Origin of the sequence: Streptomyces formicae (assembly GCF_002556545.1) — a bacterium.
Taxonomy (GTDB): Bacteria; Actinomycetota; Actinomycetes; order Streptomycetales; family Streptomycetaceae; genus Streptomyces; species Streptomyces formicae_A.
Genome location: NZ_CP022685.1, coordinates 1,566,821 through 1,591,586, shown reverse-complemented (window position 1 = coordinate 1,591,586; position 24,766 = coordinate 1,566,821). Strand labels below are relative to the sequence as shown.

The window sequence follows — 24,766 nt, the reverse complement described above, 5'->3', positions numbered from 1 at the left end:
TCGCCAGGTGTGGGGCGACTAGGTTCCTCACCGGTCCGTATCCGACAGTTCGACATCCGAGGTGACGTAGGCGTGGCTCTTCCGCCCCTTACCCCTGAACAGCGCGCAGCCGCGCTCGAAAAGGCCGCCGCGGCTCGCCGGGAGCGGGCCGAGGTCAAGAATCGACTCAAGCACTCCGGTGCCTCGCTTCACGAGGTCATCAAGCAGGGCCAGGAGAACGACGTCATCGGCAAGATGAAGGTCTCCGCCCTCCTGGAGTCCCTGCCGGGCGTGGGCAAGGTCCGCGCCAAGCAGATCATGGAGCGTCTTGGCATCTCCGAGAGCCGCCGTGTGCGCGGTCTCGGCTCCAACCAGATCGCGTCACTTGAGCGTGAGTTCGGCGGTGGCGCCGCCTGACGTTCTCAGGCACTCCTGAGAACCTGGATAATCGCTGCATGGCTGCAACATCCCGGGGGACGACCCCCGTACCCCCGGACGCACGTCCGCGGCTGACCGTGCTCTCCGGCCCCTCCGGGGTCGGCAAGAGCACGGTCGTCGCTCATATGCGCAAAGAACACCCCGAGGTCTGGCTCTCGGTCTCGGCCACCACGCGCAAGCCGCGCCCCGGCGAGAAGCACGGAGTCCAGTACTTCTTCGTCTCCGACGAGGAGATGGACAAGCTGATCGCCAACGGCGAGCTCCTGGAGTGGGCCGAGTTCGCGGGCAACCGCTACGGCACCCCGCGCCGCGCGGTCCTCGAACGTCTGGAGGCGGGCGAGCCCGTCCTCCTGGAGATCGATCTGCAGGGCGCGCGCCTGGTGCGCGAGTCGATGCCCGAGGCGCAGCTCGTCTTCCTCGCCCCGCCGAGCTGGGACGAGCTGGTCCGCCGGCTCACCGGGCGCGGCACGGAGGCGCCCGAGGTCATCGAGCGCAGGCTCGCCGCCGCCAAGATCGAGCTGGCCGCGGAGGCCGAGTTCGACACGACCCTGGTCAACACCTCCGTCGAGGACGTGGCCCGTGAGCTGCTAGCCTTGATGAAGGTTCTTTGATCTTCACCTAAGTTTGATCTTTCAATCCCCTTCGGAAGGCAGAGAGTGTCCTCTTCCATCACCGCGCCCGAGGGCATCATCAACCCGCCGATTGATGAGCTGCTCGAAGCCACCGACTCGAAGTACAGCCTCGTGATCTACGCCGCCAAGCGCGCGCGCCAGATCAACGCGTACTACTCGCAGCTCGGTGAGGGCCTCCTGGAGTACGTCGGTCCGCTGGTGGACACGCACGTCCACGAGAAGCCCCTGTCGATCGCGCTCCGCGAGATCAACGCCGGTCTGCTGACCTCCGAGGCCATCGAGGGCCCGGCTCAGTAAGCCCCGCTCAACAGGCGTTACGTACCCTTCACCACAGGCCCGGCAGCACGGCTGCCGGGCCTGTGGTGTGTCATGGACCCATACGCATCCGAGCGTGGATCCGAGCGCGGGGAGACAGACGCAGTGGCCGAGAAGCCGAAGGTAGTCCTGGGGGTCAGCGGCGGCATCGCCGCCTACAAGGCGTGCGAGCTGCTGCGGCGGCTCACCGAGTCCGGTCATGACGTGCGCGTTGTGCCCACCGAGTCGGCGCTGCACTTCGTCGGCGCGGCCACCTGGTCCGCGCTCTCCGGCAACCCGGTCTCCACCGAGGTCTGGTCCGACGTCCACGAGGTGCCGCACGTCCGCATCGGCCAGCACGCCGACCTCGTCGTCGTCGCCCCCGCCACCGCCGACATGCTCGCCAAGGCGGCCCACGGCCTCGCCGACGACCTGCTCACCAACACGCTCCTGACGGCCCGCTGTCCGGTGGTCTTCGCCCCAGCCATGCACACCGAGATGTGGGAGCACCCGGCCACCCAGGAGAACGTCGCCACGCTGCGCCGCCGCGGCGCCCTGGTCGTCGAGCCCGCCGTCGGCCGCCTCACCGGCGTCGACACCGGCAAGGGCCGCTTCCCCGACCCGGTCGAGCTCTTCGAGGTCGTACGTCGGGTCCTGGCCCGCGGCGACCTGGCCCAGGACCTCGCGGGGCGCCACGTCGTCGTCAGCGCGGGCGGCACCCGTGAGCCCCTCGACCCGGTCCGCTTCCTGGGCAACCGCTCCTCCGGCAAGCAGGGCTACGCGCTTGCCCGCAGCGCTGCGGCGCGCGGCGCCCGCGTCACGCTCGTCGCGGCGAACGCGGCGCTGCCCGACCCGGCGGGCGTGGACGTGGTGCCCGTCGGCACCGCCGTGCAGTTGCGCGAGGCCGTCCTGAAAGCGTCGGCCGACGCCGACGCCGTCGTGATGGCGGCCGCCGTCGCCGATTTCCGGCCCGAGACGTACGCGGCCGGAAAGATCAAGAAGAAGGACGGCCAGGAGCCCGCGCCGATCGCTCTGGTCCGCAATCCGGACATCCTCGCGGAGATCTCGGGGGACAGGCCGCGCCCCGGCCAGGTGGTGGTCGGCTTCGCGGCCGAGACCGACGACGTCCTCGCCAACGGCCGGGCCAAGCTGGAACGCAAGGGGTGCGACCTGCTCGTCGTCAATGAGGTCGGCGAGCGCAAGACCTTCGGTTCCGAGGAGAACGAGGCCGTGGTGCTGGGGGCCGACGGCAGCGAGACCCCGGTTCCGTACGGTCCGAAGGAAGCGCTGGCGGACACGGTGTGGGATTTGGTGGCCGCGCGTCTCACATAACGAGACGAAACGAGGCGAGGGGAGGGCGGATGTATTCGGTCCGCTTTTCCTCGCCGCTTCCCCTCCCGTTGCCGCCCCCGTTCCTGCCCTGTTCCTGTCCCGTCTCTTTCCTTTCTTTCGTCTCTCGGCGGAACTTGGCCACATTCCGACCTATGCCTTGACGTGGTCTCCATCGCCAGGGCTGAATGTCATTTTCGCCCTACCGGGCGCCTCAAATCCGAAAAAAACGGGCGAGAGGCGGTCTGGCGGAGGGTGATCGTCGTACCGCACAATGCAGTGCCGCAGGTCACAGGGCTCCCAAGTGGCGAGACATGTGGTCCGGCGGACGAGTGTGACCGATAAACTGGTCACGGACGACGCCGAGCGCAGCTCTCGGTGCGTCCACCAATGATCAGCCAGCAGCCGCTGCAACCACAGGGAGCGATGTGTCCCGGCGCCTCTTCACCTCGGAGTCTGTGACCGAGGGTCACCCCGACAAGATCGCTGACCAGATCAGCGACACCATTCTCGACGCGCTTCTGCGAGAGGACCCGAAGTCCCGGGTCGCCGTGGAAACGCTGATCACCACCGGCCTCGTCCACGTGGCCGGCGAGGTCACGACGAAGGCGTACGCGCCGATCGCGCAGCTCGTGCGCGAGAAGATCCTCGAGATCGGTTACGACTCCTCGAAGAAGGGCTTCGACGGCGCCTCCTGTGGCGTCTCGGTGTCCATCGGCTCGCAGTCCCCCGACATCGCGCAGGGCGTCGACACGGCGTACGAGAAGCGCGTCGAGGGCGACGAGGACGAGCTCGACAAGCAGGGCGCGGGCGACCAGGGCCTGATGTTCGGCTACGCCTGCGACGAGACCCCGGAGCTCATGCCGCTCCCGATCCACCTCGCGCACCGCCTCTCGCGCCGCCTGTCCGAGGTGCGCAAGAACGGGACCATCCCCTACCTGCGCCCCGACGGCAAGACCCAGGTCACCATCGAGTACGACGGCGACAAGGCCGTCCGCCTCGACACGGTCGTGGTCTCCTCGCAGCACGCCTCGGACATCGACCTGGACTCGCTCCTGGCCCCCGACATCCGGGAGTTCGTGGTCGAGCCCGAGCTGAAGGCCCTCCTCGAGGACGGCATCAAGCTGGAGACCGAGGGCTACCGCCTCCTGGTCAACCCCACCGGCCGCTTCGAGATCGGCGGCCCGATGGGCGACGCGGGCCTCACCGGCCGCAAGATCATCATCGACACCTACGGCGGCATGGCCCGCCACGGCGGCGGCGCCTTCTCGGGCAAGGACCCCTCCAAGGTGGACCGCTCGGCGGCGTACGCGATGCGCTGGGTCGCCAAGAACGTCGTCGCGGCGGGCCTCGCGGCCCGCTGCGAGGTCCAGGTCGCCTACGCCATCGGCAAGGCCGAGCCGGTCGGCCTCTTCGTCGAGACGTTCGGCACGGCCACGATCGACACGGACAAGATCGAGACGGCGATCGGCGAGGTCTTCGACCTGCGCCCCGCCGCGATCATCCGCGACCTCGACCTGCTGCGCCCGATCTACTCGCAGACCGCGGCGTACGGCCACTTCGGCCGCGCGATCCCCGACTTCACGTGGGAGCGCACGGACCGGGTCGAGGCGCTGCGCAAGGCGGCTGGGCTGTAGGGTCTGCTGCTGCGATTTCGCTGGGTTTTGGGGCCCGGCTCTCTCTGAGAGCCGGGCCCCGCCGCGTCACGGGGCGTACTCCGGCGGCGACGCGTCATCGCTGTCGGGCCGGGTGGGCTGGAAGCGGCGCTTCACCTCATCGATGACATCCGCCTTGCCATGAGCCCTCGCCAGATCGATGACCCTCTCGGCGAACAGCTCCAGGTCCTCGTCGTCCGCGGAGAAGCCGAACCACGCCAGCAGTGAGTCGAGTGGCGATTCCCGTGCTTCGTCGGCCGCTTCGTCATCGGGCAGGGCCGAGAAACCCAGCGGTTCCCACGTCGGTGTCGAACGAGGGCCTCCCTCCGAGGCGGAGGCCGCGAACGCGGGCATCGTCGGAGCCGCCAAGTGCTCGAAGGCGGGGGCGACTCGTTCGTTGTTGGCCGCGGCTGACAGCCGGGCGAGGAGTCCGATGCGATCGACGGCCCCTTCCACCTTCTCGTCGTTCCTGGCGAGCCACCACACCACGGCGCTCCCGGGGTCCTTGAGGACGTCATCGCCCAGGTAGGCGCGCTTGCTCCGCTCGTAGTTGCGCTCGTGCTCCCAAACGTCCTCGTCCTTGCGGACGTTGGAGAGCTTGGCGAGGCGGTCGCGGTCGATGTCCGAGAGATGGAGAGAGACGTCCAGGGCCATCGCCAGGATGCGGCCTGTCGCGTCGGGCCGCATCGTGCCCAGGGCCCCGTCGAGTTGATGTTGCACGAACGCTGCCTGGTGAGGCGGCTGTTGAGCTGTCACCGCCCTCGCGCGCTGCAGCACGGCGTCGATCGCCAGTCCCGCGGGATTGATGTACGGGGCGTCATCGGGGGCCTCCAGCAGCGCCCATCGCACAGTGGCGGAGAAGGAGAAGTCATAGTCCGCGACGGAGCTCGGCAGCGCGACGTACGCGACGCGTTGCTCCTGACGCTGCGGACTCGGCAGCGGCTCGTCGGGATCCGGAGGGAAGTACGGAGGGGGAGAGTCCGATCCCTGGTCCAGGACCCGGTGCGTCACCAGCGCGATGACGAGGAGCAACGCAGCCGTGGCAGGCCAGGCCCAAGGCGGCCAGCTGGCGCTCAGGCCGAGTATGACGAGGATCAGTCCGAGAATGACGGTGACGAAGGCGGTCATCGTCTTCTGACCAGAACTCATGGTGGCCCCCGGTTTCGGTGTCAGACGGCGTGGCTGTAGGGCGTGATGCCCTGAGCGGCATTGATTTTCCGCAGCAGGTCGGAGACGGTCTCCTCGCGCCTGGACGTGTCGCCCGTGTCGGCGCGCGACCAGTCGAGAGCGACGCGGTACAGGCGGCCCGAGGCGCGGACGTCGGTCGCTGAGGCGGCGACGAGTACGTCCAGAGCCGGATCGCGATAGCGGCCGTCACTGCAGGCGTTGAGCCAACCCACGGTTCGCGTGGTCCAGTAGTCGGCCGGACGGTTCAGTACGCCGGTCCATCCGAGGGCGAGGCTGTCCCTCACACTGGGGGAGCGGATCAGGCGTACCGGGTCGGCGAGGGTCAGGAACAAGTCGACATCAGTGGCCCAATGCCCCTGGGCGATTCCCGTGGCCAAGCGGTCCAGCATTCTGCGGTACAGCCGGTTGTCGGTCCTGGCAAGGCCGACCACCGCTTGGCGGGCATCCGCTCCGAGCGTTCCTGAGCTCCGTCGTGCCAGGTGGTGCAGGCGGACGAGGGCTTGATCCGGGTGGGAGCGTGCCATGGCTTCCGAACACACCAGGATGAGGACGCGTCGTAGCCCGGGACTCGTCGTCGTGTCTTTGGACCAGTCGTAGATCTGCTGCCGGAAGAACCGGCCGTGCTGGTCGTCCGCGAGGCCGAGAGCGAGTACCTGTGAGGCATCCGGCAGGAGGTCGGCCCGGGCGGTGGACAGCGTCCACTGCTTGGCCAGCCATGTCAGATCCTCGGGCCGATGGGTCCGTAGGCCCTGCTCGGCGTACCGGGCGACGGCGGCGCTCCTCTCGGACTGATCGGCCCCCGTCTGCGTCAGGCAGGTACTGAACCAGTCCCGCAGTTGGCATCGGATGTCCGGCAGGAACGTCCAGAAGTGGTTCCGGACGGCTTGGTCGTATCCCTGGAGGCGGAACTGGACGCGGCCGTCCGGCAGAGTCTCCGCACCGATCGCGGTGAGCTCCGCGTGGAGGTCGCTGTGCTCCAGCCGGGGAGTGGTGTCCGGGGGATGGCCGAGAACAGTCAGAAGGCCGTTCGTCGCCTGGAGGATCGCGCTGGGGAGGGTGCCGTGGAACACCGCGAGCGAGAGCAGCAGCGCCTTCCTGCGGCCGTTCTGCTCCGCGGAGATGTCCGCCGCCACGCGCGCGGTGTGGTCCGCGGCGCCTGCCAGGGATTCGGCGAGCCAGTGAGGGAACCCCTGGTCCGCTCCCGCAGTGTCCCGGCAGCGCCTGATGCGATCGGCCAGGGCCGCTACGTCGCGCATCGGCGCTCGGGCCAGGTGAGCCGTGAGGTCCGGACCGTTCAGTTCGTCTTCCCTCGGCGAGATGTTCTCGCACCGCAGGTGACGTATGAACAGTCTCTTCGGCGACGGGCGGCCCATGCCCACGGTGAGAGGGCGAAGCTCGCCCCGCAGGAGGTAACTGAGGTGGTGCGGAAGGACCATCGCCAGGTGAGCGCTCTTCCTCGCGAGGTGGCTGCGGAAGTCGGAGAACTCTTCCTGGATCCCCAGATACCGCGACTCGTCCACCTCGGAAAGGTCGAGCAAGAGCCGATCGCCGTGATGGATGTCGTGCACGTCGAGCGGCGAGGCCGTCGTGTCGTCAGAGGTGTCGGGGAGTTCGTGGAAACTTCCGGAGGCATCGGGGAGTTCGTGGAGCAGCATCAAGGCGGCGGTACGACGGCCACTGCCCGGGATTCCGTCGAGCAGCACCGCGCACGAGTCGTGGAGCAACTGCCGGGCCTGCTGCAGGCGGGGCGGCGGTACGAATCGCCGGTAGAGGTGTTCACGGTCGGCCCGTGCGATCACGAGCGGGCGCCTGCTGGCCTGCTCGCGCAGTCGAGAGGCGGCGGCTTGGACATAGAAGTTGTACTGGGCGCCCTCTCCGCTGTGCACGGCGCTGCGGGCTTCGTTGATGATCGAGCCCGGGAACTCGTTCACTGCTCGTCGTCCCTCCGCGGTCGGCGGGACCCGAAGCGCTGACGTATCTCACCGCTGTTGTCTCCGGAGATGTAGTTGGTGCCGTCCCCAGTGATGCGAGGGCCGTGGTACTGGTCGCCGCTCCCCGTGTGCAACGGACCGTGGGCCTCGTTGACGAAGCTCCCTACAGAGCCGCCGACCTGGCCGATCCCTCCGCTCTGGTGGTCCGTGCGCAGGCTGGTTTCCGGCGCGGACTCCGTCGGCGCATCCGGTCGGCCCTGGCTGTCCAGCTTCGCGAGTTCGGGGACCTGACGCACCAGACGGTCGCCGAGCCGTGCCAGGTCTTCGTCCTTGCTGTGCAACTCCACGCGTGCGTACTGGTGCTCCGCCAGCTCCGACAATGATGTGGGGAGGCGGTTCGGATCGAGCTGTTCCACCCGCCTGCCGATGAAGAGCGGGACGATCAGCGCGCCGGAGCCCAGGGCCGCCTCGATCTCCCTTCGGACCCAGTCCTGGGGATTGTCCAGGGCCCTTCTGCCGGGGCGGCGCACATCAGGGGCGTCGAGCCAGTGTTCGTCGATCAACGCGAGCAGGACGTGACAGCGGCGTACGGCTTGGATGATGTCCTCTGCGTACCTGCGACCGGGGTCGAGGGACTTCTTCGCGAGGAACACGCTGTCGGCACCGAATCGGGCCGACAGCACGGCGTCACACATGTATCCGACTTCCTTGCCGCCCTGCGTGCGGTAGTTGATGAAGACTTCGTGCACGGCTGGTCCTCCCTGATACGTAGTGGTTCTAAGACGTAGTGGTGCGGATCGCCGCGGCGGTGAGGTCCGGAGTGAGCGTGCGAACCGCGGCGTTACGGGCGTGACGCCGAAGCGTGTGGGACAGCCGACGGAGGTCGGCCGCGACCGTCGCGGAGTGGGTCAGACGTACCGAGGGAAGGATCTCCGTCGTCACCGCACAGGCCTGGTCGATGTCGCCTGCGGCCGCGTGGGCCAGCGCCCGTCGAACGCCGTAGCGTGCCCGGGTCCGGAAGGCGTGCTCGGGAATCCTCTCCGTCTCGACGTCGAGCAGCGCCGCCGCCTGTCGGGGGCGGCCGAGGTCGTACATGCACCAGCCCCGGAACATCGCGACCACGTCCGGCACGTGGGAAGCACCGAGCACCGGCCGGTCAGGTTCTGCCGCGTCCCGGGCCAGCAGCTCGCGTGCCCGGTCGAGACTGCGCATGCAGGTGCCGTAGTCCCCGTCCACAGCCGCGCTCTGCGCGAGGTGCTGGGCCGCCAGCCCAAGGATGCGGGGCGACGCCTTGCTCTTGAGCGCGTGCGCAGCCAGTTGGACGGCGTGGGAGACATCGCCTCGGTACAGGCTGATCAGCGAATGCCGGACGTAGGCGTACGCCGCGAGCCCTTTGTCCGCCCCGGCTTCCGCGAGCTGCACCGCGCGCTCGGTCCACCACAGGGCCGCCGTGTCGTCGCCGGATTCCTGAGCCATCCAGCCCACGTACTCGGCGTAGCGCGAGGCCAGCAGGAGAAGCTCACGTCGCGTACGCACGTCGGCGCCAACGGCGAGCTGCTCCAGGCTGTGCGTCTGCGCGATGAGCGGAGGGAGCACGCTCCCTGGACCGGATGCCTGCCCGAGGCGGCGGAATTGGTCGAAGAGCAGGCGCGCCGCGTCCAGTGCCGTCGATGCTCCTTCCGCGCATGCCGGCTGGGAGAGCCCGTCGCTCACCCGCATGACCAGAACCGAGGCTCCGGCGGCGATGACGCTGCGACGTGCCACGGGCTGGAACGAGCTGGAGCCGTCCTTGCTCAGATGCATCAACCACACCTCATCGTCGTGACCGGGTCCGGAGAGCGGTGAAGGCAAGCGCTGAGTGGGCACGAGCTCGGCGAGGCCGCCCCCGGCGTCCAGCTGCGCGTCGCAGAGCCGGGCCAGTTCGGTGGTCGGCCGTTTGATGCCGCGCTCCACCTTGCTGAGCTGACTCTTGCTGTAGTGCACCCGCTGGCCGAGCTGTCCGAGGGAGAGCCCGGCAGCCAGGCGCCTCACGCGCAGTTCCTGCCCGAAGTCGTTTGCGTTCTCCAGCACTTCAACCTCCGTCACTCCCGGCCAACGGTCGGTGAGCGCCGCGAAACAGCGTGCGACAGGCGACAAGGCCGAGCAAGGTGGATCGTGGGGTTTCCCGTTTCCTCATCCGGAGGGAATCCGACCGTGAGCCGGGTGTCCAGAAAGCTGAATCGGCCATGGTCGCGCCTGCCTACTCTGATCTTGGGCGGGCGGCGCTGTCAGTGAGGTCTGGTAGGAATGCAGCTGTGAGCAGCGAGAACGAGCAGGAGAGCGGTGGTGCGGAGGGCGCACCGCCCGAGCAGCTCGCGTTGATTCGGGACAGCGTGCGCAAGGCCAAGGTGCCGAGGGCCAAGCCGCGGACGTGGCGGGGGGCCGCTGTGGCCGGGGAGTTGCCGGTGGCGCGGGTGTTGGTGGACAAGGGTGTGCTGCATCTCGACCGGTACTTCGACTATGCCGTGCCCGAGGAGCTCGACGCGGTGGCGCAGCCCGGGGTGCGGGTTCGGGTGCGGTTCGGGGCCGGGGCGCGGAACGTGCGGGACGGGCGGCGTGAGGGGGGCGGGCTGATCGACGGGTTCATCGTCGAGCGGTGTGCCGAGAGCGATTATCAAGGGCCGTTGGCCGCCCTGGCGCAGGTGGTATCGCCCGAGCCCGTGCTCGACGAGCGCCTGCTCGGGCTCGCGCGGGCCGTGGCAGACCGGTATGCCGGGAGCCTCGCCGACGTGTTGCAGTTGGCCGTGCCGCCGCGGCACGCGCGGGCCGAGGCGCGGGAGTCGGGTGAGCCGCCCGCGCCGCCGGAGGCTCCGGAGCCGGGGAGTTGGCGGCGGTACGGGCACGGGGCCGAGTTTCTGGGGGCGCTGGCCTCGGGGGGCGCGCCGAGGGCCGTGTGGACCGCGCTGCCGGGGCCCGAGTGGGCCGAGGAGATCGCGCGGGCCGTGCAGGCGACGCTGGCCTCGGGCCGGGGCGCGCTCGTCGTCGTGCCGACCGGGCGGCCCGCCGCGCGCGTGGACGCCGCGCTCACCGAGCTGCTCGGCGAGGGGCGGCACGCCCTGCTGACCGCCGACGCCGGGCAGGAGAAGCGGTACGCGGAGTGGCTCGCGGTGCGGCGCGGGGCCGTGCGGGCCGTCGTCGGGACGCGGGCCGCCATGTTCGCCCCCGTGCGGGACCTGGGGCTCGTCGTCATCTGGGACGACGGGGACTCCAGCCACAGCGACGACCACGCGCCCTTCCCGCATGTCAGGGAGGTGCTTGAACTGCGGGCCTCGCGGGACAAGTGCGGCTTCCTGCTGGGGAGTTGGAGTTGCACCGTCGAGGCCGCCCAGCTCGTGGAGAGCGGGTGGGCCGCGCCGCTCGTCGCCGACCGCGATCAGGTGCGCGGGGCCGCGCCGCTGGTGCGCACCGTGGGGGACGGGGACCTCGCGCGGGACGAGGCGGCGCGGGCCGCGCGGCTGCCGACGCTGGCCTGGCGGGCCGTGCGGGAAGGGCTCAAGCACGGGCCCGTCCTGGTGCAGGTGCCGCGGCGCGGCTATGTGCCGCGGCTCGCGTGCGAGCGGTGCCGTGAGCCCGCGCGGTGCCGACACTGCGCGGGGCCGCTCGAGGCGCGGGAGAGCACCGGAGTGCTGTGCTGCGGGTGGTGCGGGCGGGACGAGGGCTCCTGGCACTGCGGCGCGTGCGGGGGGTTCCGGCTGCGGGCGCAGGTCGTCGGGGCGCGGCGGACCGCAGAGGAGCTGGGGCGGGCGTTTCCCGCCGTGCCGGTGCGGACGTCGGGGCGCGAGCAGGTGCTCGACACGGTTCCCGGGGCGCCCGCGCTGGTGGTGAGCACGCCGGGGGCCGAGCCCGTCGCGGAGGGCGGCTATGCGGCCGCCCTGCTGCTCGACGGGTGGGCCATGCTGGGGCGGCCCGATCTGCGGGCCGGTGAGGACGCGCTGCGGCGGTGGATCTCGGCGGCCTCGCTCGTACGTCCGCAGGGCGTGGGCGGCACGGTGGTGATCGTCGCCGAGCCGACGCTGCGGCCCGTGCAGGCGCTGGTGCGGTGGGACCCGGTCGGGCACGCGGTGCGCGAGCTCGCCGAGCGGGCCGAGCTGAGCTTTCCCCCGGTGTCGCGGATGGCCGCGGTGTCGGGCACCGCGGAGGCGCTCGCGGGATTCCTCGCCGGGGCCGAACTGCCGGGGGACGCGGTGGTCCTCGGCCCCGTCCCCGTGGCGGAGGCACCGCCGGGCCCCTCGCGCAGACCCGGGGCGCCGCCGCCCGGGGAGCACTGGGAACGCGTACTGATCCGGGTGCCACCGGGCAGCGGAGCCGCGCTTGCCGCCTCACTGAAGACGGCGCAGGCGGCGCGGATGGCGCGGGGTGCGAGGGGAGCCAAGGGCGGCAGAGGTGCCGGTGGCGCTGGTGGTGCCAGGAGCGCCGGGGGTGCCAGAGGGGCACGGGAGGCCGGTGGGGCGGCCGACGCGGTACGGATTCGGGTGGATCCGCTCGACATCGGCTGAGTCGGTGCGGCCCCGCCTGTCCACGGAGGCGGCGGTGCGGCCCCGCCTGTCCACGGAGGCGCCGCGATGTGCCGTTCCGCCGCGCCGTCGAGGCTGGTCGCGCAGTTCCCCGCGTCCCTTCGGGGCACGTCCGTGCCGAGCACACGACTGCCCTCTGCCGCCCGGCACGAAGCGGGACGGAAGAGGGCAGTCGGCAGGGTGGGCGCGTCAGCCGTTGCGAGGGCCGGGGAAGGCGCTCGGCCTCGGGTCCTCGCGGAGGGCGGGGCTTCCCGCCGTCGGCTGGGTCGGCATCGCGCGGGCCGCGGGGACGGACGGCAGGGGAGCACCGACCGGTACCACCGGGCGGGCGGCGGTCGGCGTCGTCTCCGTGGCGCGCTCCGCCTCGGCCGCCGCCTGGGTCGTCGCACGGCGCGCGCCGTAACGACGGTGCACCGCCTGCTTGGTGACCCCGAGGGCCGAGCCCACCGCGTCCCACGAGAACCCGAGCGAGCGGTCGAAGTCCACCGCCGCGGTGACCAGTGTCTCGACGCTGTCCCGCAGTTCCTGGGCGAGGCGGACGGTCGGGGCGGGGGCCCGCCCGTACACGACGAAGCCCGCGGACGGGCTGGAGCGGCGCGGGCGGTAGACGTTACCGAGCTGGGCGGTGAGCGTACGCAGCGCGTCCACCTGCCGGCGGACCCGCTCGATGTCCCGCACCAGGAGGTGCAGGCTGGCCCGTGCCTGGGCGTCGTGGGTTGCGTGGTCGGCCATGAACAAGCCTCTCGAACCGGCGTTGAAAAGGATCGGACCGCAACCGCGGCCCAGGGTGGTCAACTCTTTCTTGACCAACGCGCTAGTTCGTGTGGGGTCACGGTGCAGGGGCGTATGCGCATATGCACAGGGCGCGCGGAACGTCGTACGCCCCCGAGCCGGTCGGGGGCGAACGGCGGCCGTGGCGCGGGGGAGACCGTCCCGAGCGGGGTCCGGGGGCGGCCCATAGACTGGTGCGCTGCCGTGGCGGCCGTCCGCCGCAGCCGCCGCAGACCGCCGTCGCCGCCCACCAGAGATCCGAGGTACCCCCCAGTGAAGCTCGTCTTCGCAGGCACTCCCGAGGTCGCCGTCCCCGCCCTCGACGCCCTGATCGCCTCCGACCGGCACGAGGTGGCCGCCGTCGTCACCCGGCCCGACGCGCCCGCGGGCCGTGGCCGCAGGCTCGTCGCGAGCCCGGTCGCCGAGCGCGCGGCGGAGGCGGGCATCGAGGTGCTCAAGCCCGCGAAGCCGCGTGACGAGGAGTTCCTCGCCCGGCTGCGGGAGATCGGCCCCGACTGCTGCCCCGTGGTCGCGTACGGCGCGCTGCTGCCCAAGGTCGCGCTCGACGTACCGGCCCGCGGCTGGGTCAATCTGCACTTCTCGCTGCTGCCCGCCTGGCGCGGTGCCGCGCCCGTGCAGCACGCGGTCATCGCGGGCGACGAGATCACCGGTGCCTCGACCTTCCTGATCGAGCAGGGCCTGGACTCCGGTCCCGTGTACGGGACGGTCACCGAGGAGGTGCGGGCGACCGACACCAGCGGCGACCTCCTTACGCGGCTCGCCTTCGCGGGCTCGGGGCTGCTCGTGGCGACCATGGACGGCATCGAGGACGGCAGCCTGAAGGCCGTGCCGCAGCCCGCCGACGGCGTCACCCTCGCCCCCAAGCTCACCGTCGAGGACGCCCAGGTGGACTGGGCGGCGCCCGCGCTCCGGGTCGACCGCGTGGTGCGCGGCTGCACGCCGGCGCCCGGGGCCTGGACCGTCTTCCGCGGCGAGCGCCTGAAGATCATCCAGGCGGCGCTCGTGCCCGACCGCACCGATCTCGCACCCGGCGAGCTGTCTCCCGCCAAGAACAACGTGTACGTCGGTTCCGGTTCGCACGCCGTCGAGCTGCTCTGGGTCCAGCCGCAGGGCAAGAAGCCGATGCGCGGCGCGGACTGGGCCCGTGGGGTGCGGATCGCCCCGGGTGAGCGGGTGGGCGCGGGCGACGTAGGCTGAGTGGGTTCGGCCCATTCCAGCGGCGGTCGACCCATTCCACCAGCGGAGCACCTTTGAACGACCAGCAGAACCGGCGTCCCCGTAAGCCCGCGAAGTCGGCGTCGGGCAAGCCCGCGTCGGGCAAGCCCGCGTCGGGCAAGCCCCACCGCCGGCCGCAGAAGGACCCCGTCCGCATCCTCGCCTTCCAGGCGCTGCGGGCCGTGGATGAGCGCGACGCGTACGCGAACCTCGTCCTGCCGCCCCTGCTGCGCAAGGCCAGGGAGAAGGGCGAGGGCTTCGACGCGCGCGACGCGGCCCTCGCCACGGAGCTGGTCTACGGGACGCTGCGCCGCCAGGGGACGTACGACGCGATCGTGGCGGCCTGCATCGACCGGCCGCTGCGCGAGGTCGACCCGCCCGTACTCGACGTACTGAACATGGGCGTGCACCAGTTGCTCGGCACCCGCATCCCGACGCACGCCGCCGTCTCCGCCTCGGTGGAGCTGGCGCGCGTGGTGCTCGGCGACGGGCGGGCCAAGTTCGTCAACGCCGTCCTGCGCAAGGTCGCGCAGGACGACCTCGACGGCTGGGTGGAGAAGGTCGCGCCGCCCTACGACGAGGACGCGGAGGACCACCTCGCCGTCGTCCACTCGCACCCCCGCTGGGTCGTCTCCGCGCTCTGGGACTCGCTCGGCGGCGGCCGCGCGGGCATCGAGGACCTCCTCGAGGCGGACAACGAGCGGCCCGAGGTCACCCTGGTGGCCCGTCCGGGACGCTCCACCGCCGATGAGCTCCTGGACTCGGTGGGCGAGGAATCGGCGCTGCCCGGGCGCTGGTCGCCCTACGCCGTACGGCTCAGTGAGGGCGGCGAGCCCGGTTCGCTGGAGGCCGTGCGCGAGGGGCGCGCCGGTGTGCAGGACGAGGGCAGTCAGCTCGTCGCCCTCGCACTCGCGAACGCTCCGCTGGACGGCGGATCCGACGAGAAGTGGCTGGACGGCTGTGCCGGACCCGGCGGCAAGGCGGCCCTGCTCGCCGGGCTCGCCGCGCAGCGCGGCGCGGTCCTGCTCGCCTCCGAGAAGCAGCCGCACCGGGCCGGACTCGTCTCCCAGGCGCTCGCCGGGAACCCCGGTCCCTACCAGGTCATCGCGGCCGACGGGACCCGGCCGCCGTGGCGGCCCGGCACCTTCGACCGGGTCCTGATGGACGTGCCCTGCACGGGACTCGGCGCGCTGCGCCGCCGACCCGAGGCCCGCTGGCGCCGCCGTCCGCAGGACCTGGACGGCTTCGCGCCGCTGCAACGCTCGCTGCTGCGCACGGCGTTGGAGTCCGTGCGGGTCGGCGGTGTCGTCGGCTACGCCACCTGTTCGCCCCACCTGGCCGAGACCCGCGCGGTCGTCGACGACGTGCTCAAGCACACCGGGGGCGCCGAACTGATCGACGCCCGCCCGCTGATGTCCGGCGTTCCGGTGCTGGGCGAGGGACCCGACGTACAGCTGTGGCCGCATCTGCACGGCACGGACGCGATGTATCTGGCGCTGATCCGGCGCACTGCCTGACGGGCGGGGAGGGCGACGGGCCGCTCAGATGTCCAGGCGCAGTTCCGGCGTGAGGGCCCGCGAGACGCACGCGTACATGCGGCCCGTGGGGGCGCCGATGTCGTCGCGGTGTTCCGGGGTGCCGGAGAGCACGGTGAGTTCGCAGCTGCCGCAGACGCCCTCGCGGCAGCCCGACATCACCGGGCGCCCTGCGCGGGCCAAGGCGTCGAGGAGGGACTGGTCGGCGCCGACCTGGACCGTTCCTCCCGAGCGTGCGCACACCGCCTCGAAGGCGGTGTTCGGGGCGAAGGTCCGCGCGGCCGGGCGGAAGCGTTCCGTGTGGAGTCGCTCGGCGGGGAAGGCGGCCTGCGCCGCGCTGAGCATCGGGGCAGGGCCGCAGCAGTAGACGAGCGCGCCGGGCGCGAGGTCGGCGGCCAGGGCCGCGAGGTCCGGCCTGTGGTCCCGGGACGTGGCCACGAGCCGCACCCGGTCGCCGTGGCGGGCCCGCAGTTCGTCGGCGAAGGGCATGGTCGAGGCCGACCGCCCCACGTAGACGAAGGTGGCGGGGACGTCCGCGTCGACGGCCGCGGAGAGCATGGGGAGGAGAGGCGTGACGCCGATTCCGCCCGCGAGGAAGAGGTACTCCGGGGCGGGCAGCAAGGGGAAGTGGTTGCGGGGCGGCGAGACGTCGAGCGCGCGGCCCTGACGCAGGTAGTGGTGGATGTACTCCGAGCCGCCCCGGCTGAGCGGGTCCAGGCGCACCGCCACGCGATAGCGCTCGCGGTCGGCGGGGTCCCCGCACAGTGAGTACGAGCGGGTGAGCCAGTTCGGCAGCGTCAGGTCGACGTGCGCGCCCGGTTCCCAGGGCTCCAGGGGGCCTGTGGCGCCGCGCAGGACGAGCGAGACGACGTCATCGGCCACTTGTTCGACGCGGTCGATGACGGTGTGCTGCACCTGCATCGTGTGATTCACCTCGGGAGGGATCGGTTAAGCGGTCGGGTCGTTCGGCGGATGGTGCGGCGGGCCTCAGTGAGCAGGCCCCGGCACGCGGGTCTCAGTAGAGCGAGTGGTACGCGTCCTCGAGGCCCTCGTCGATGAGCTTGGGGTCGATGCCCAGGCCCATCTGCGCGGCGACGAGTTCGCCCGCCGAGGGGATCTCGTCGGCCAGCGCCTGGCTCGCCGGGTCCCACAGGCGGGAGCGGACCAGCGCCCGGCCGCAGTGGAAGTAGCCCTCCTCCACCTCGATGACGATCGCGAGGACGGCCTCCTTGCCTTCGGTGTGCATCCGGGCGAGCACGTCGGGATCATCGGTGGGGTACGCGCTGCCGTTGATGCGGAGGACCTCGCGCACTCCGGGGACGAAGAAGCAGAGCCCGACCCCGTCGTTCTCCGCGAGGTTGCGGAAGGAGTCGGCGATCTTGTTGCCCGGCCGGTCGGGCATCGCGAGCGTGTGCTCGTCGAGCACCTTCACGAAGCCCGGGTAGTCGCCGCGCGGCGAGCAGTCGGCGCGCCCCGCCGCGTCGGCCGTCGCCAGGGTGAGGAAGGGGGAGTGCGCGATGAAGCGGCGGAAGTGCTCGTCGACGCGGTCGAGGATCTTCGCCTCGATCCCGGCGTCCGGCGATCCGAGCTTCTCGCGGACCTCGGCCGGGGACAGCCGTCGGGGGCGGATGGCGGCATGCGTCACGAAGGCTCCTCGGGTGGGTGGCACTGGGCGCGTCAGCTCGCGCACTCGTATCGGGAGTACGCCTCGTACGCGCAGGTCGTGGCACCATTGTGAGCAATTACTCGCATCACGCGCTACTCGCGTTGAGGGCGCTGCCAGGAGGGCGACATGGGGGCGGACCGGCACTCGTTCCGCGCACGTAAACAGCCGCGTCAGGCGCGGGCCGAGCTCACCCGGCAGCGGATCCTCACGGCGGCTGCTCACGTTTTCGCCGAACACGGGTACGCGGCGGGGACCACGAACCGGATCGCGGCGCAGGCACGGATCTCCATCGGTTCGCTGTATCAGTACTACCCGAACAAGGACGCGATCCTGGTCGAGCTGATGACCCAGCACCTCGACGCGGGGGTGCTCTCGCTGAAGGAGCACCAGGAGAGCGACCAGCCCGACTCGATCGAGGCGACCATGCGCGGATTCGTGCGTTCCGTGATCGGCAACCACCTCGACGACCCGAAGCTGCTCCAGGTCATGATGGAGCAGACGCCGCGCGTCCCCGAGCTCCTGGAGAGGCTCAACCGGCACGCGCGGGAGCGGGTGGAGTTCACGCGGGACCTGCTCGCGCGCCATCCCGAGGTCCGGGTCACCGATGTCGAGGTGGCCGCCCAGCTCGTCGTGGTCACGGTGGAGACCGTCGTGCACCAGCTCGTCGCCGCGCCGCGGTCCGTCGACGTCGCGCGTCTCGAGGACGAGCTCGTCGCCATGGTCACGCGGTATCTGACGGCCGCCGCGTAGCGGACGGGGCGGCGGGCGGTTCGGCGCGCCGGGCCAGCGCGTGCGGCCACCACACCCTCGGTCCCACGTCCCAGAAGAGCGACGTGACCAGGACGGACCGTACGACGAAGGTGTCCAGGAGCACGCCGAGCGCGACCGCGAAGCCGATCTCGGCGAACGCGACGAGCGGGAGCGTGCCGAGGGCGGCGAACGTGCCCGCGAGGACGAGCCCGGCCGAGGTGATCACCGCGCCGGTCGCGGCGAGGCCCGTCAGGACGCCCGCGCGGGTGCCCTGTCGCCCCGCCTCCTCGCGGATGCGGGTGGACAGGAAGATGTTGTAGTCGATGCCGAGCGCCACCAGGAACACGAAGACGAAGAGCGGGAAGTCGGTGGTCTCGGCCGCGTAGTCGAACAGGTGGCGGAAGGCGAGCGCGCTCAGGCCGAGCGCGGCGGCGAAGGACAGGACCACCGTCGCGATCAGGAGCAGCGGGGCGACGACCGCGCGCAGCAGGACGCCGAGGGTCAGCAGGACCACGACCAGGACCAGCGGGATCACCAGCTTGTTGTCGTGGGCCGTGGCGTGGTCCATGTCGAGCAGGGCCGCCGTGCCGCCGCCCACCTTCGCGTCCGCGCCGGGCACCGCGTGCACGGCGTCGCGCACCCGCTCCACGGTGTCCTTGGCGGCCGCGCTGTCGGACGGATCGGTCGCCGTCGCCTCGAGGAGGACCTGCCCCTCGTACGCGCCCTTCGTACCGGGCGGACGCCCGACGCTCTTGGCCGCCACGCCCCTGGTGTCCGAGACGGCCTTCGCGACCTCGTCCTTCCGCGCCGTGTTCGCGACGATCACCAGCGGGTCGCCGGAGCCCGCGGGGAAGTACTCGGCCTGGATCTCCTGACCGGTGATCGAGTCGGGCTTGTCGGTGAACGCGTCGGCGTTGCTCAGCCCCTCCGCCCGCAGTTGGAGCAGGCCGAGCGAGAGCAGGGCGAGGACCGCGGCGGTGACGCCCCAGGTGAGCCGGGGGCGACGGGCGATGCGCCGCCCGGTGCGGGCCCACAGGCCGCGCTCGGTCGGCTCGGGGGAGCCCAGGTGCGGGACCAGCGGCCAGAAGAACCACCGGCCGAAGATCACGAGGAGGGCGGGGAAGAGCGACAGCATCGCGAGCAGCCCGACGGCGACACCGATCGCGGCGACCGGACCGAGGCCGCGGGTGGAGTTCATCTCGGCGGCGAGCAGCACCAGCATGCTCAGGACGACCGTCGCACCCGAGGCGAGCACCGCGGGGCCCGCCCGGTGCAGGGCGAGCGCCATCGCCTCGTGGCGGTCCTCGTGGCGGCGCAGCTCTTCGCGATAGCGAGCGACCAGGAGCAGGGCGTAGTCCGTCCCCGCGCCGAAGACGAGCACCGTCAGGATGCCCGCGCTCTGGCCGTTGACCGTGAGGTCCGCGTGCACGGCGAGCAGATAGACGAGCGCCTGCGCGGTGAACAGCGCGGTGATCACGGAGACCAGCGGGGCGAGCAGCAGCGTGGGGCTGCGGTAGGTGAGGAGCAGGATCACCACCACGATGCCGGCCGCCGAGAACAGCAGCGTCGAGTCGATGCCCTCGAACGCCTCCGCCGAGTCCGCGGCCGTGCCACCGGGCCCGGTGATGTGCACGCCCAGTCCGTCCCCGCCCTCGCCCACCCGCTGCCTGATGGAGTCGACCGCGGGCCCGATCCGCTCCCAGCCCTCCGCGTCCATCGTGATCGGCACGAAGACCTGGGCGGCCCGCGCGCCCGACTTCGCGTCGTAGACGGGGCCGCGGGTCTCCGCGCCGCGGATGCCGTGCGCGCGGAGACCCTTCACCTGGCGTACGTCCTCGGAGATGCGCGCCCGGTCCCGCGCGGTGAGGCCGTCTTCGCGGGCGTACACGACGACGGCCGGGATCGCCTCGGGCCTGAACTCGTCCGATACGGCCAGGACTTGGGTGGATTCGGCGGACCCTGGCAGCCAGGATTCCGAGTCGTTCTCCTGGGCGTCGGTGAGCTTCTGGGCCAGGGGTGCCGCCACGACGATCACCAGCAGCCAGAAGAGCACCACCAGCCACTTGGCGCGCCGCCCGCACACCAGCCACGCGATTTTGCGCCGGGTCTCCCGCTGACCATCCGCCATGGCTTCCCCCCGCTCGCCGTGCGCGGTGCCGATGGACCGCCCAGCATGGCACGCGGCGCCGCCTCGGGGGAGGCACTGTGCCCAGGGCTTGGACTGCGGTCAGCAACCGGCGCCGGGCATGGCAGGCTTGGGGCATGGCCGTGCAGATCAACCCCAGCATCCTGTCCGCGGACTTCGCCCGCCTTGCCGATGAGGCAAAGGCCGTCGAAGGCGCCGACTGGCTTCATGTCGACGTCATGGACAACCACTTCGTCCCGAACCTCACGCTCGGGGTGCCGATCGTAGAGTCGCTGGCCCGCGCGACGGACACGCCGCTGGACTGCCATCTGATGATCGAGGACCCCGATCGCTGGGCACCGCAGTACGTCGAAGCGGGCGCGGGATCGGTCACCTTCCACGCGGAGGCGGCGGCCGCCCCCGTCCGGCTCGCCCGCGAGATCCGCGCCAAGGGCGCCCGCGCCTCCATGGCGCTGAAGCCCGCGACGCCCATCGAGCCGTACGAGGACCTGCTCCCCGAGCTCGACATGCTCCTGATCATGACGGTCGAGCCGGGCTTCGGCGGGCAGTCGTTCCTGGACATCATGCTGCCCAAGATCCGCCGCACCCGTGAGCTGATCGGCAAGCACGGCCTCCAGCTCTGGCTGCAGGTCGACGGCGGTGTCTCGGCCTCCACCATCGAGCGCTGCGCCGAGGCGGGCGCCGACGTGTTCGTCGCGGGCTCCGCCGTCTACGGCGCCGAGGATCCCGCGGAGGCGGTACGTTCATTGCGCGCCCAAGCCCAGGCAAAGACGGCGTCAAGCGCCTGGGCATGCGGCCACTGAGCCAAGGGAACGTGAACGCAGGCCTTCAGGGCTGATCAACTAGGCCGGATCTGCAAGGATGAACGGCGAACCCAGTTTGTGAACAGCAGTGAGGAGAGCGCCGTGTCGGCCATGTCGGCGGGTCGGTCAGCCATGCGGATGGGACCCGCGGAGCTGGTGCAGGCGGCGGCCATGGCCCGCCGCTTCTACCTCGAGGGCAAGTCCAAGATCCAGATCGCCGAGGAGTTCGGCGTCAGCCGCTTCAAGGTGGCCAGGGTCCTGGAGACCGCTCTCGAGCGGGATCTCGTGCGCATCGAGATCCGGGTCCCGGCCGAGCTGGACGCGGAGCGCTCGGACGCGCTGCGGGCCCGCTACGGCCTGCGGCACGCGGTCGTGGTGGAGTCCCCGGCGGACGACGCCGACGAGTCGCCCGACCCGGAGAACCTCGGCGAGGTCGCCGCGGGGCTGCTCGGCGAGCTCGTCAACGAGGGCGACGTGCTCGGCCTCGCCTGGGGTCGCTCGACGATCCACATGGCGGCGGCGCTCGACGTGCTGCCGCCGTGCACGGTCGTGCAGCTGACCGGGGTGTACGACGCGGGCACGGCGGAGCGCGGCTCCGTCGAGGCGGTACGGCGTGCCGCGCAGGTCTCCGGCGGTGAGGCGCACCCGATCTACGCGCCGATGCTGCTGCCGGACCCGGCCACGGCCGCGGCGCTGCGCAACCAGACCGGCATCGCGCGGGCCTTCGAGTACTTCGACAAGGTCACCGTCGCGGCGGTGTCCATCGGCTCCTGGGAGCCGGGGATCTCCACGGTCCACGACATGCTCAGCGACGAGGAGCGCGCGCACTACGCCTCGCTGGGAGTCGCCGCCGAGATGTCCGCGCACCTCTTCGACGCCGAGGGGCGTCGGGTGGGGCGCGACCTCGGGGAGCGCTGCATCACCGTCGAAGCGGATCGGCTTCGACGGATTCCCGAAGTCGTCGCCATCGCCGGGGGGCAGCGGAAGGCCGCCGCGATCGACGCGGTGCTGAGGTCCGGGCTCGTCACCAGTCTGGTGACCGATACCGCTGCCGCGGATCAGCTTCTGGTGGCCGGGTCGCCGCCTCGGCCCGCGCTGAACCGGGCGGACCCGGACGGCAACTGAGGTCGGCTGTGGGCGCGTGGGGGCTTGTCGGGCAGTTCCCCGCGCCCCTGACGGGGCTTCCCCGCGCCCCCTAACGGGGGCTGTGGCAGCATCTGGGGCATGTTGAGGTGGTTTGTTCCCCGGGTGCTGGGGGTGGTGCTCGCCTGCTTCGCCGTGCTGGTGAGCGGGTGTTCCTCCGACAGTGAGGGAGGCGCGTCGGCCTCCGCCTCCGCGCCCGCCTGGGCCCGTGGCATGGCCACCGTCGAAGCCGGGCAGTTGCCCCGGGAGGCGCGGGAGACGTTGCGGCGCATCGATGACGGCGGGCCCTATCCGTACGCCAAGGACGGCACCGTCTTCAGCAACTTCGAGCGGGAGTTGCCGCCGCGCAAGCGCGGTTACTACCACGAGTACACCGTCCGTACGCCGGGTGAGCGCGACCGAGGGGCCCGGCGGATCGTCACCGGGGACGGTGGCGAGACCTACTACACCGACGACCACTACGCGTCCTTCAAGGCGGTGCTGAGGACATGACCGAGCAGACGCCCGATCCCCTCGCGCCCGTGCTCGACGCGGCGCGCGGCGCGGGGTGGACCACCGCGGCCCTGTCCCTGGCCGGGGTCACGGACAAGACCGGATTCATGGAGCGGTGTGCCAGGGGGCTCGGCCTGCCCGACTGGTTCGGGCGCAACTGGGACGCCCTCGCCGACTGCCTCACCGACCTGTCGTGGGCGCCACGCGCGCGTGGGCGGCTCCTGGTCGTCTCCGGGTGGCAGGAGTACGCGGCGGCCGCGCCGGGGGAGTGGGAGATCGCCCAGGAGGTGTTCTCCTCGGCCGTCGAGCACTGGCGGGGCGCGGAGACCGGTCTGGAGATCGTCCTCGCGCTCGGTCCCGTCACCCCGGCCGCCGCACCGGCCGCCACGGAGCGTGGTGAGGAGTGAGCCGAGCGTTCCGCTTCAGTGGCCCGCTTGGACGATCCGACCAGCGCCCCCGCGGCCTGCCTGGGTGATCGTCCCAGGCGGCACAACCCCCGGGGCATGGGACACTGAAGTACGTGCTTTTCCCTCGGGCTAACTGTCCGGGGGCCACCTCTGATCGACTGGGATGAGCAGCACGTGCGCTTCCTCAATGACATCCAGCCTGCGTACGACCTGACGTACGACGACGTCTTCATGGTCCCGAGGCGCTCCGCCGTCGGTTCCCGCCAGGGCGTGGACCTCTCCTCGCCCGACGGCACCGGCACCACGATCCCGCTGGTCGTCGCCAACATGACCGCGATCGCCGGTCGCCGCATGGCCGAGACCGTGGCCCGCCGGGGCGGCATCGTGGTCATCCCCCAGGACATCCCGATCGAGGTCGTCACCGACGTCATCTCCTGGGTCAAGACGCGCCACCACGTGCTCGACACCCCGATCGTGCTCGCCCCGACGCAGACCGTCGCCGACGCGCTCGCCCTGCTGCCCAAGCGCGCGCACAACGCCGGTGTCGTCGTCGACGCCGACCAGAAGCCGATCGGCGTCGTCACCGACGCCGACCTGAGCGGCGTCGACCGCTTCACGCAGCTCTCCGAGGTCATGGCCAAGGACCTGCTGCTCCTGGACGCCGACATCGAGCCGCGCGCCGCCTTCAACAAGCTGGACGGTGCCAACCGCCGCTACGCCCCCGCCGTGGACAAGGACGGCCGCCTCGCGGGCATCCTCACCCGCACGGGCGCCCTGCGCGCGACCCTCTACACCCCGGCTCTCGACGCGGAAGGCAAGCTGCGCGTCGCCGCCGCCGTCGGCATCAACGGCGACGTGGCGGGCAAGGCCAAGCAGCTCCTGGCCGCGGGCGCGGACACCATCGTCGTGGACACCGCGCACGGTCACCAGGAGTCGATGATCTCGGCGATCAAGGCCGTCCGCGGCCTCGACCCGCAGGTGCCGATCGTCGCGGGCAACATCGTCGCCGCCGAGGGCGTGCGCGACCTCATCGAGGCCGGTGCCGACATCATCAAGGTGGGCGTGGGCCCCGGCGCCATGTGCACCACCCGCATGATGACCGGCGTGGGCCGCCCGCAGTTCTCCGCGGTCCTCGAATGCGCCGCCGAGGCCAAGAAGTTCGGCAAGCACGTCTGGGCCGACGGCGGTGTCCGTCACCCGCGCGACGTCGCCATGGCGCTGGCCGCCGGCGCGTCGAACGTGATGGTCGGCTCGTGGTTCGCCGGGACGTACGAGTCCCCGGGCGACCTGCAGCACGACGCCCAAGGCCGTGCGTACAAGGAGTCGTTCGGCATGGCGTCCGCCCGCGCGGTCAAGAACCGCACGAGCGACGAGTCGGCGTACGACCGCGCCCGCAAGGCGCTCTTCGAGGAGGGCATCTCGACCTCCCGGATGTTCTTGGACCCGGCCCGCCCCGGCGTCGAGGACCTGATCGACTCGATCATCGCGGGCGTCCGCTCCTCCTGCACCTACGCCGGCGCGGGCTCCCTGGAGGAGTTCGCCGAGCGCGCCACGGTCGGCGTCCAGAGCGCCGCGGGGTACGCGGAGGGCAAGCCGCTGCACGCCAGCTGGAGCTAGCGCGCTCTCCTGGGTCCGTCTGCCGCCGCGGACCCTGGGGCTTGTCGCGCGGTTCCCCGCGCCTCTACGGGCCGCTCCCCTACGGGGGAGCGGCCCGTTCTGCTTGTGCCGGTGAGGGGCCTGGAACGCAACGGACGAAACGGACCGCGCAACGAAGCGACGTGGATGACGGAAGTGCGCAATGATCATCCGCGGTTGCGC

The 24,766-nt window shown here is 71.4% G+C and carries 22 protein-coding genes; 14 read left to right on the top strand and 8 right to left on the bottom strand.

The window, feature by feature from the left end; translation table 11 throughout:
- Positions 1–72: 72 nt before the first annotated feature.
- The 5 genes from KY5_RS06325 (at position 73) to metK (ending at position 4,309) form a co-directional block, all read left to right on the top strand.
- Positions 73–396, top strand: coding sequence for an integration host factor (locus KY5_RS06325; RefSeq protein ID WP_005319887.1), 324 nt, complete (start codon positions 73–75; stop codon positions 394–396).
- 38 nt (positions 397–434) lie between these two features.
- Positions 435–1,028, top strand: a complete 594-nt coding sequence (gmk, locus tag KY5_RS06320; RefSeq protein WP_098241279.1) for a guanylate kinase — start codon at positions 435–437, stop codon at positions 1,026–1,028.
- A 45-nt stretch (positions 1,029–1,073) separates the two neighbouring features.
- A complete protein-coding gene (gene rpoZ, locus KY5_RS06315; RefSeq protein ID WP_005319902.1) occupies positions 1,074–1,346 on the top strand; it encodes a DNA-directed RNA polymerase subunit omega in 273 nt (90 codons plus the stop codon).
- Positions 1,347–1,418: 72 nt separating this feature from the next.
- Complete coding sequence (gene coaBC / locus KY5_RS06310; protein ID WP_098241278.1) at positions 1,419–2,675, top strand: bifunctional phosphopantothenoylcysteine decarboxylase/phosphopantothenate--cysteine ligase CoaBC; 1,257 nt, start codon at positions 1,419–1,421, stop codon at positions 2,673–2,675.
- A 425-nt stretch (positions 2,676–3,100) separates the two neighbouring features.
- Positions 3,101–4,309 carry a methionine adenosyltransferase gene (gene metK, locus KY5_RS06305; protein ID WP_098241277.1) on the top strand — a complete coding sequence of 403 codons (1,209 nt, stop codon included), beginning with the start codon at positions 3,101–3,103 and terminating at the stop codon, positions 4,307–4,309.
- 66 nt (positions 4,310–4,375) lie between these two features.
- Here metK and KY5_RS06300 read toward each other — a convergent pair whose 3' ends face one another.
- Genes KY5_RS06300 through KY5_RS06285 form a run of 4 tightly spaced genes read right to left on the bottom strand, consistent with a single transcriptional unit; the run spans position 4,376 to position 9,516 of the window.
- Positions 4,376–5,476, bottom strand: coding sequence for a hypothetical protein (locus tag KY5_RS06300; RefSeq protein ID WP_159072497.1), 1,101 nt, complete (start codon positions 5,474–5,476; stop codon positions 4,376–4,378).
- A gap of 20 nt (positions 5,477–5,496) precedes the next feature.
- Positions 5,497–7,446, bottom strand: a complete 1,950-nt coding sequence (locus tag KY5_RS06295; protein ID WP_098241275.1) for a hypothetical protein — start codon at positions 7,444–7,446, stop codon at positions 5,497–5,499.
- Positions 7,443–8,195 (bottom strand): toll/interleukin-1 receptor domain-containing protein, encoded by a 753-nt coding sequence (locus KY5_RS06290; protein ID WP_098241274.1) that lies wholly within the window; start codon positions 8,193–8,195, stop codon positions 7,443–7,445. Before KY5_RS06290 ends, KY5_RS06295 begins: the two co-directional genes overlap by 4 nt.
- 28 nt (positions 8,196–8,223) lie before the next feature.
- Positions 8,224–9,516 (bottom strand): helix-turn-helix domain-containing protein, encoded by a 1,293-nt coding sequence (locus tag KY5_RS06285; RefSeq protein WP_098241273.1) that lies wholly within the window; start codon positions 9,514–9,516, stop codon positions 8,224–8,226.
- Positions 9,517–9,740: 224 nt separating this feature from the next.
- Between KY5_RS06285 and KY5_RS06280 the strand changes: the two genes are divergently transcribed.
- Entirely contained in the window at positions 9,741–11,981 is a 2,241-nt protein-coding gene (locus KY5_RS06280) for a primosomal protein N' (RefSeq protein ID WP_098241272.1), read from the top strand.
- 207 nt (positions 11,982–12,188) lie between these two features.
- Here the strand turns inward: KY5_RS06280 and KY5_RS06275 are convergent, their stop codons facing one another.
- Positions 12,189–12,731: a hypothetical protein gene (locus KY5_RS06275; protein ID WP_098241271.1), complete on the bottom strand. Its 543-nt coding sequence runs from the start codon at positions 12,729–12,731 to the stop codon at positions 12,189–12,191.
- Positions 12,732–13,043: 312 nt separating this feature from the next.
- On the opposite strand from KY5_RS06275, the gene fmt reads away from it, so the two are divergent.
- Positions 13,044–13,988, top strand: a complete 945-nt coding sequence (gene fmt, locus KY5_RS06270) for a methionyl-tRNA formyltransferase (RefSeq protein ID WP_098241270.1) — start codon at positions 13,044–13,046, stop codon at positions 13,986–13,988.
- Between the two features lie 53 nt (positions 13,989–14,041).
- Positions 14,042–15,523: an RsmB/NOP family class I SAM-dependent RNA methyltransferase gene (locus KY5_RS06265; RefSeq protein ID WP_098241269.1), complete on the top strand. Its 1,482-nt coding sequence runs from the start codon at positions 14,042–14,044 to the stop codon at positions 15,521–15,523.
- 24 nt (positions 15,524–15,547) lie between these two features.
- Here KY5_RS06265 and KY5_RS06260 read toward each other — a convergent pair whose 3' ends face one another.
- Complete coding sequence (locus tag KY5_RS06260) at positions 15,548–16,462, bottom strand: PDR/VanB family oxidoreductase (protein ID WP_418952746.1); 915 nt, start codon at positions 16,460–16,462, stop codon at positions 15,548–15,550.
- Between the two features lie 94 nt (positions 16,463–16,556).
- Positions 16,557–17,186: an MSMEG_1061 family FMN-dependent PPOX-type flavoprotein gene (locus tag KY5_RS06255; protein WP_098241268.1), complete on the bottom strand. Its 630-nt coding sequence runs from the start codon at positions 17,184–17,186 to the stop codon at positions 16,557–16,559.
- Between the two features lie 147 nt (positions 17,187–17,333).
- On the opposite strand from KY5_RS06255, the gene KY5_RS06250 reads away from it, so the two are divergent.
- Positions 17,334–17,957: a TetR/AcrR family transcriptional regulator gene (locus KY5_RS06250; protein ID WP_098241267.1), complete on the top strand. Its 624-nt coding sequence runs from the start codon at positions 17,334–17,336 to the stop codon at positions 17,955–17,957.
- Here the strand turns inward: KY5_RS06250 and KY5_RS06245 are convergent.
- Positions 17,929–20,085 (bottom strand): MMPL family transporter, encoded by a 2,157-nt coding sequence (locus tag KY5_RS06245; RefSeq protein ID WP_098241266.1) that lies wholly within the window; start codon positions 20,083–20,085, stop codon positions 17,929–17,931. The two genes, KY5_RS06250 and KY5_RS06245, sit on opposite strands and share 29 nt — an antisense overlap.
- Before the next feature lie 134 nt (positions 20,086–20,219).
- Between KY5_RS06245 and rpe the strand changes: the two genes are divergently transcribed.
- The 5 genes from rpe to KY5_RS06220 all read left to right on the top strand — a co-directional run bounded on the left by rpe (position 20,220) and on the right by KY5_RS06220 (position 24,565).
- Positions 20,220–20,906 (top strand): ribulose-phosphate 3-epimerase, encoded by a 687-nt coding sequence (rpe, locus tag KY5_RS06240; protein WP_098241265.1) that lies wholly within the window; start codon positions 20,220–20,222, stop codon positions 20,904–20,906.
- A gap of 78 nt (positions 20,907–20,984) precedes the next feature.
- Positions 20,985–22,031, top strand: a complete 1,047-nt coding sequence (locus KY5_RS06235) for a sugar-binding transcriptional regulator (protein WP_098241264.1) — start codon at positions 20,985–20,987, stop codon at positions 22,029–22,031.
- Between the two features lie 99 nt (positions 22,032–22,130).
- Positions 22,131–22,541 (top strand): ribonuclease domain-containing protein, encoded by a 411-nt coding sequence (locus KY5_RS06230; protein ID WP_098241263.1) that lies wholly within the window; start codon positions 22,131–22,133, stop codon positions 22,539–22,541.
- Entirely contained in the window at positions 22,538–22,948 is a 411-nt protein-coding gene (locus KY5_RS06225) for a barstar family protein (protein WP_098241262.1), read from the top strand. Before KY5_RS06230 ends, KY5_RS06225 begins: the two co-directional genes overlap by 4 nt.
- 174 nt (positions 22,949–23,122) lie before the next feature.
- Entirely contained in the window at positions 23,123–24,565 is a 1,443-nt protein-coding gene (locus KY5_RS06220) for a GuaB1 family IMP dehydrogenase-related protein (RefSeq protein WP_199842953.1), read from the top strand.
- Positions 24,566–24,766 lie beyond the last annotated feature (201 nt).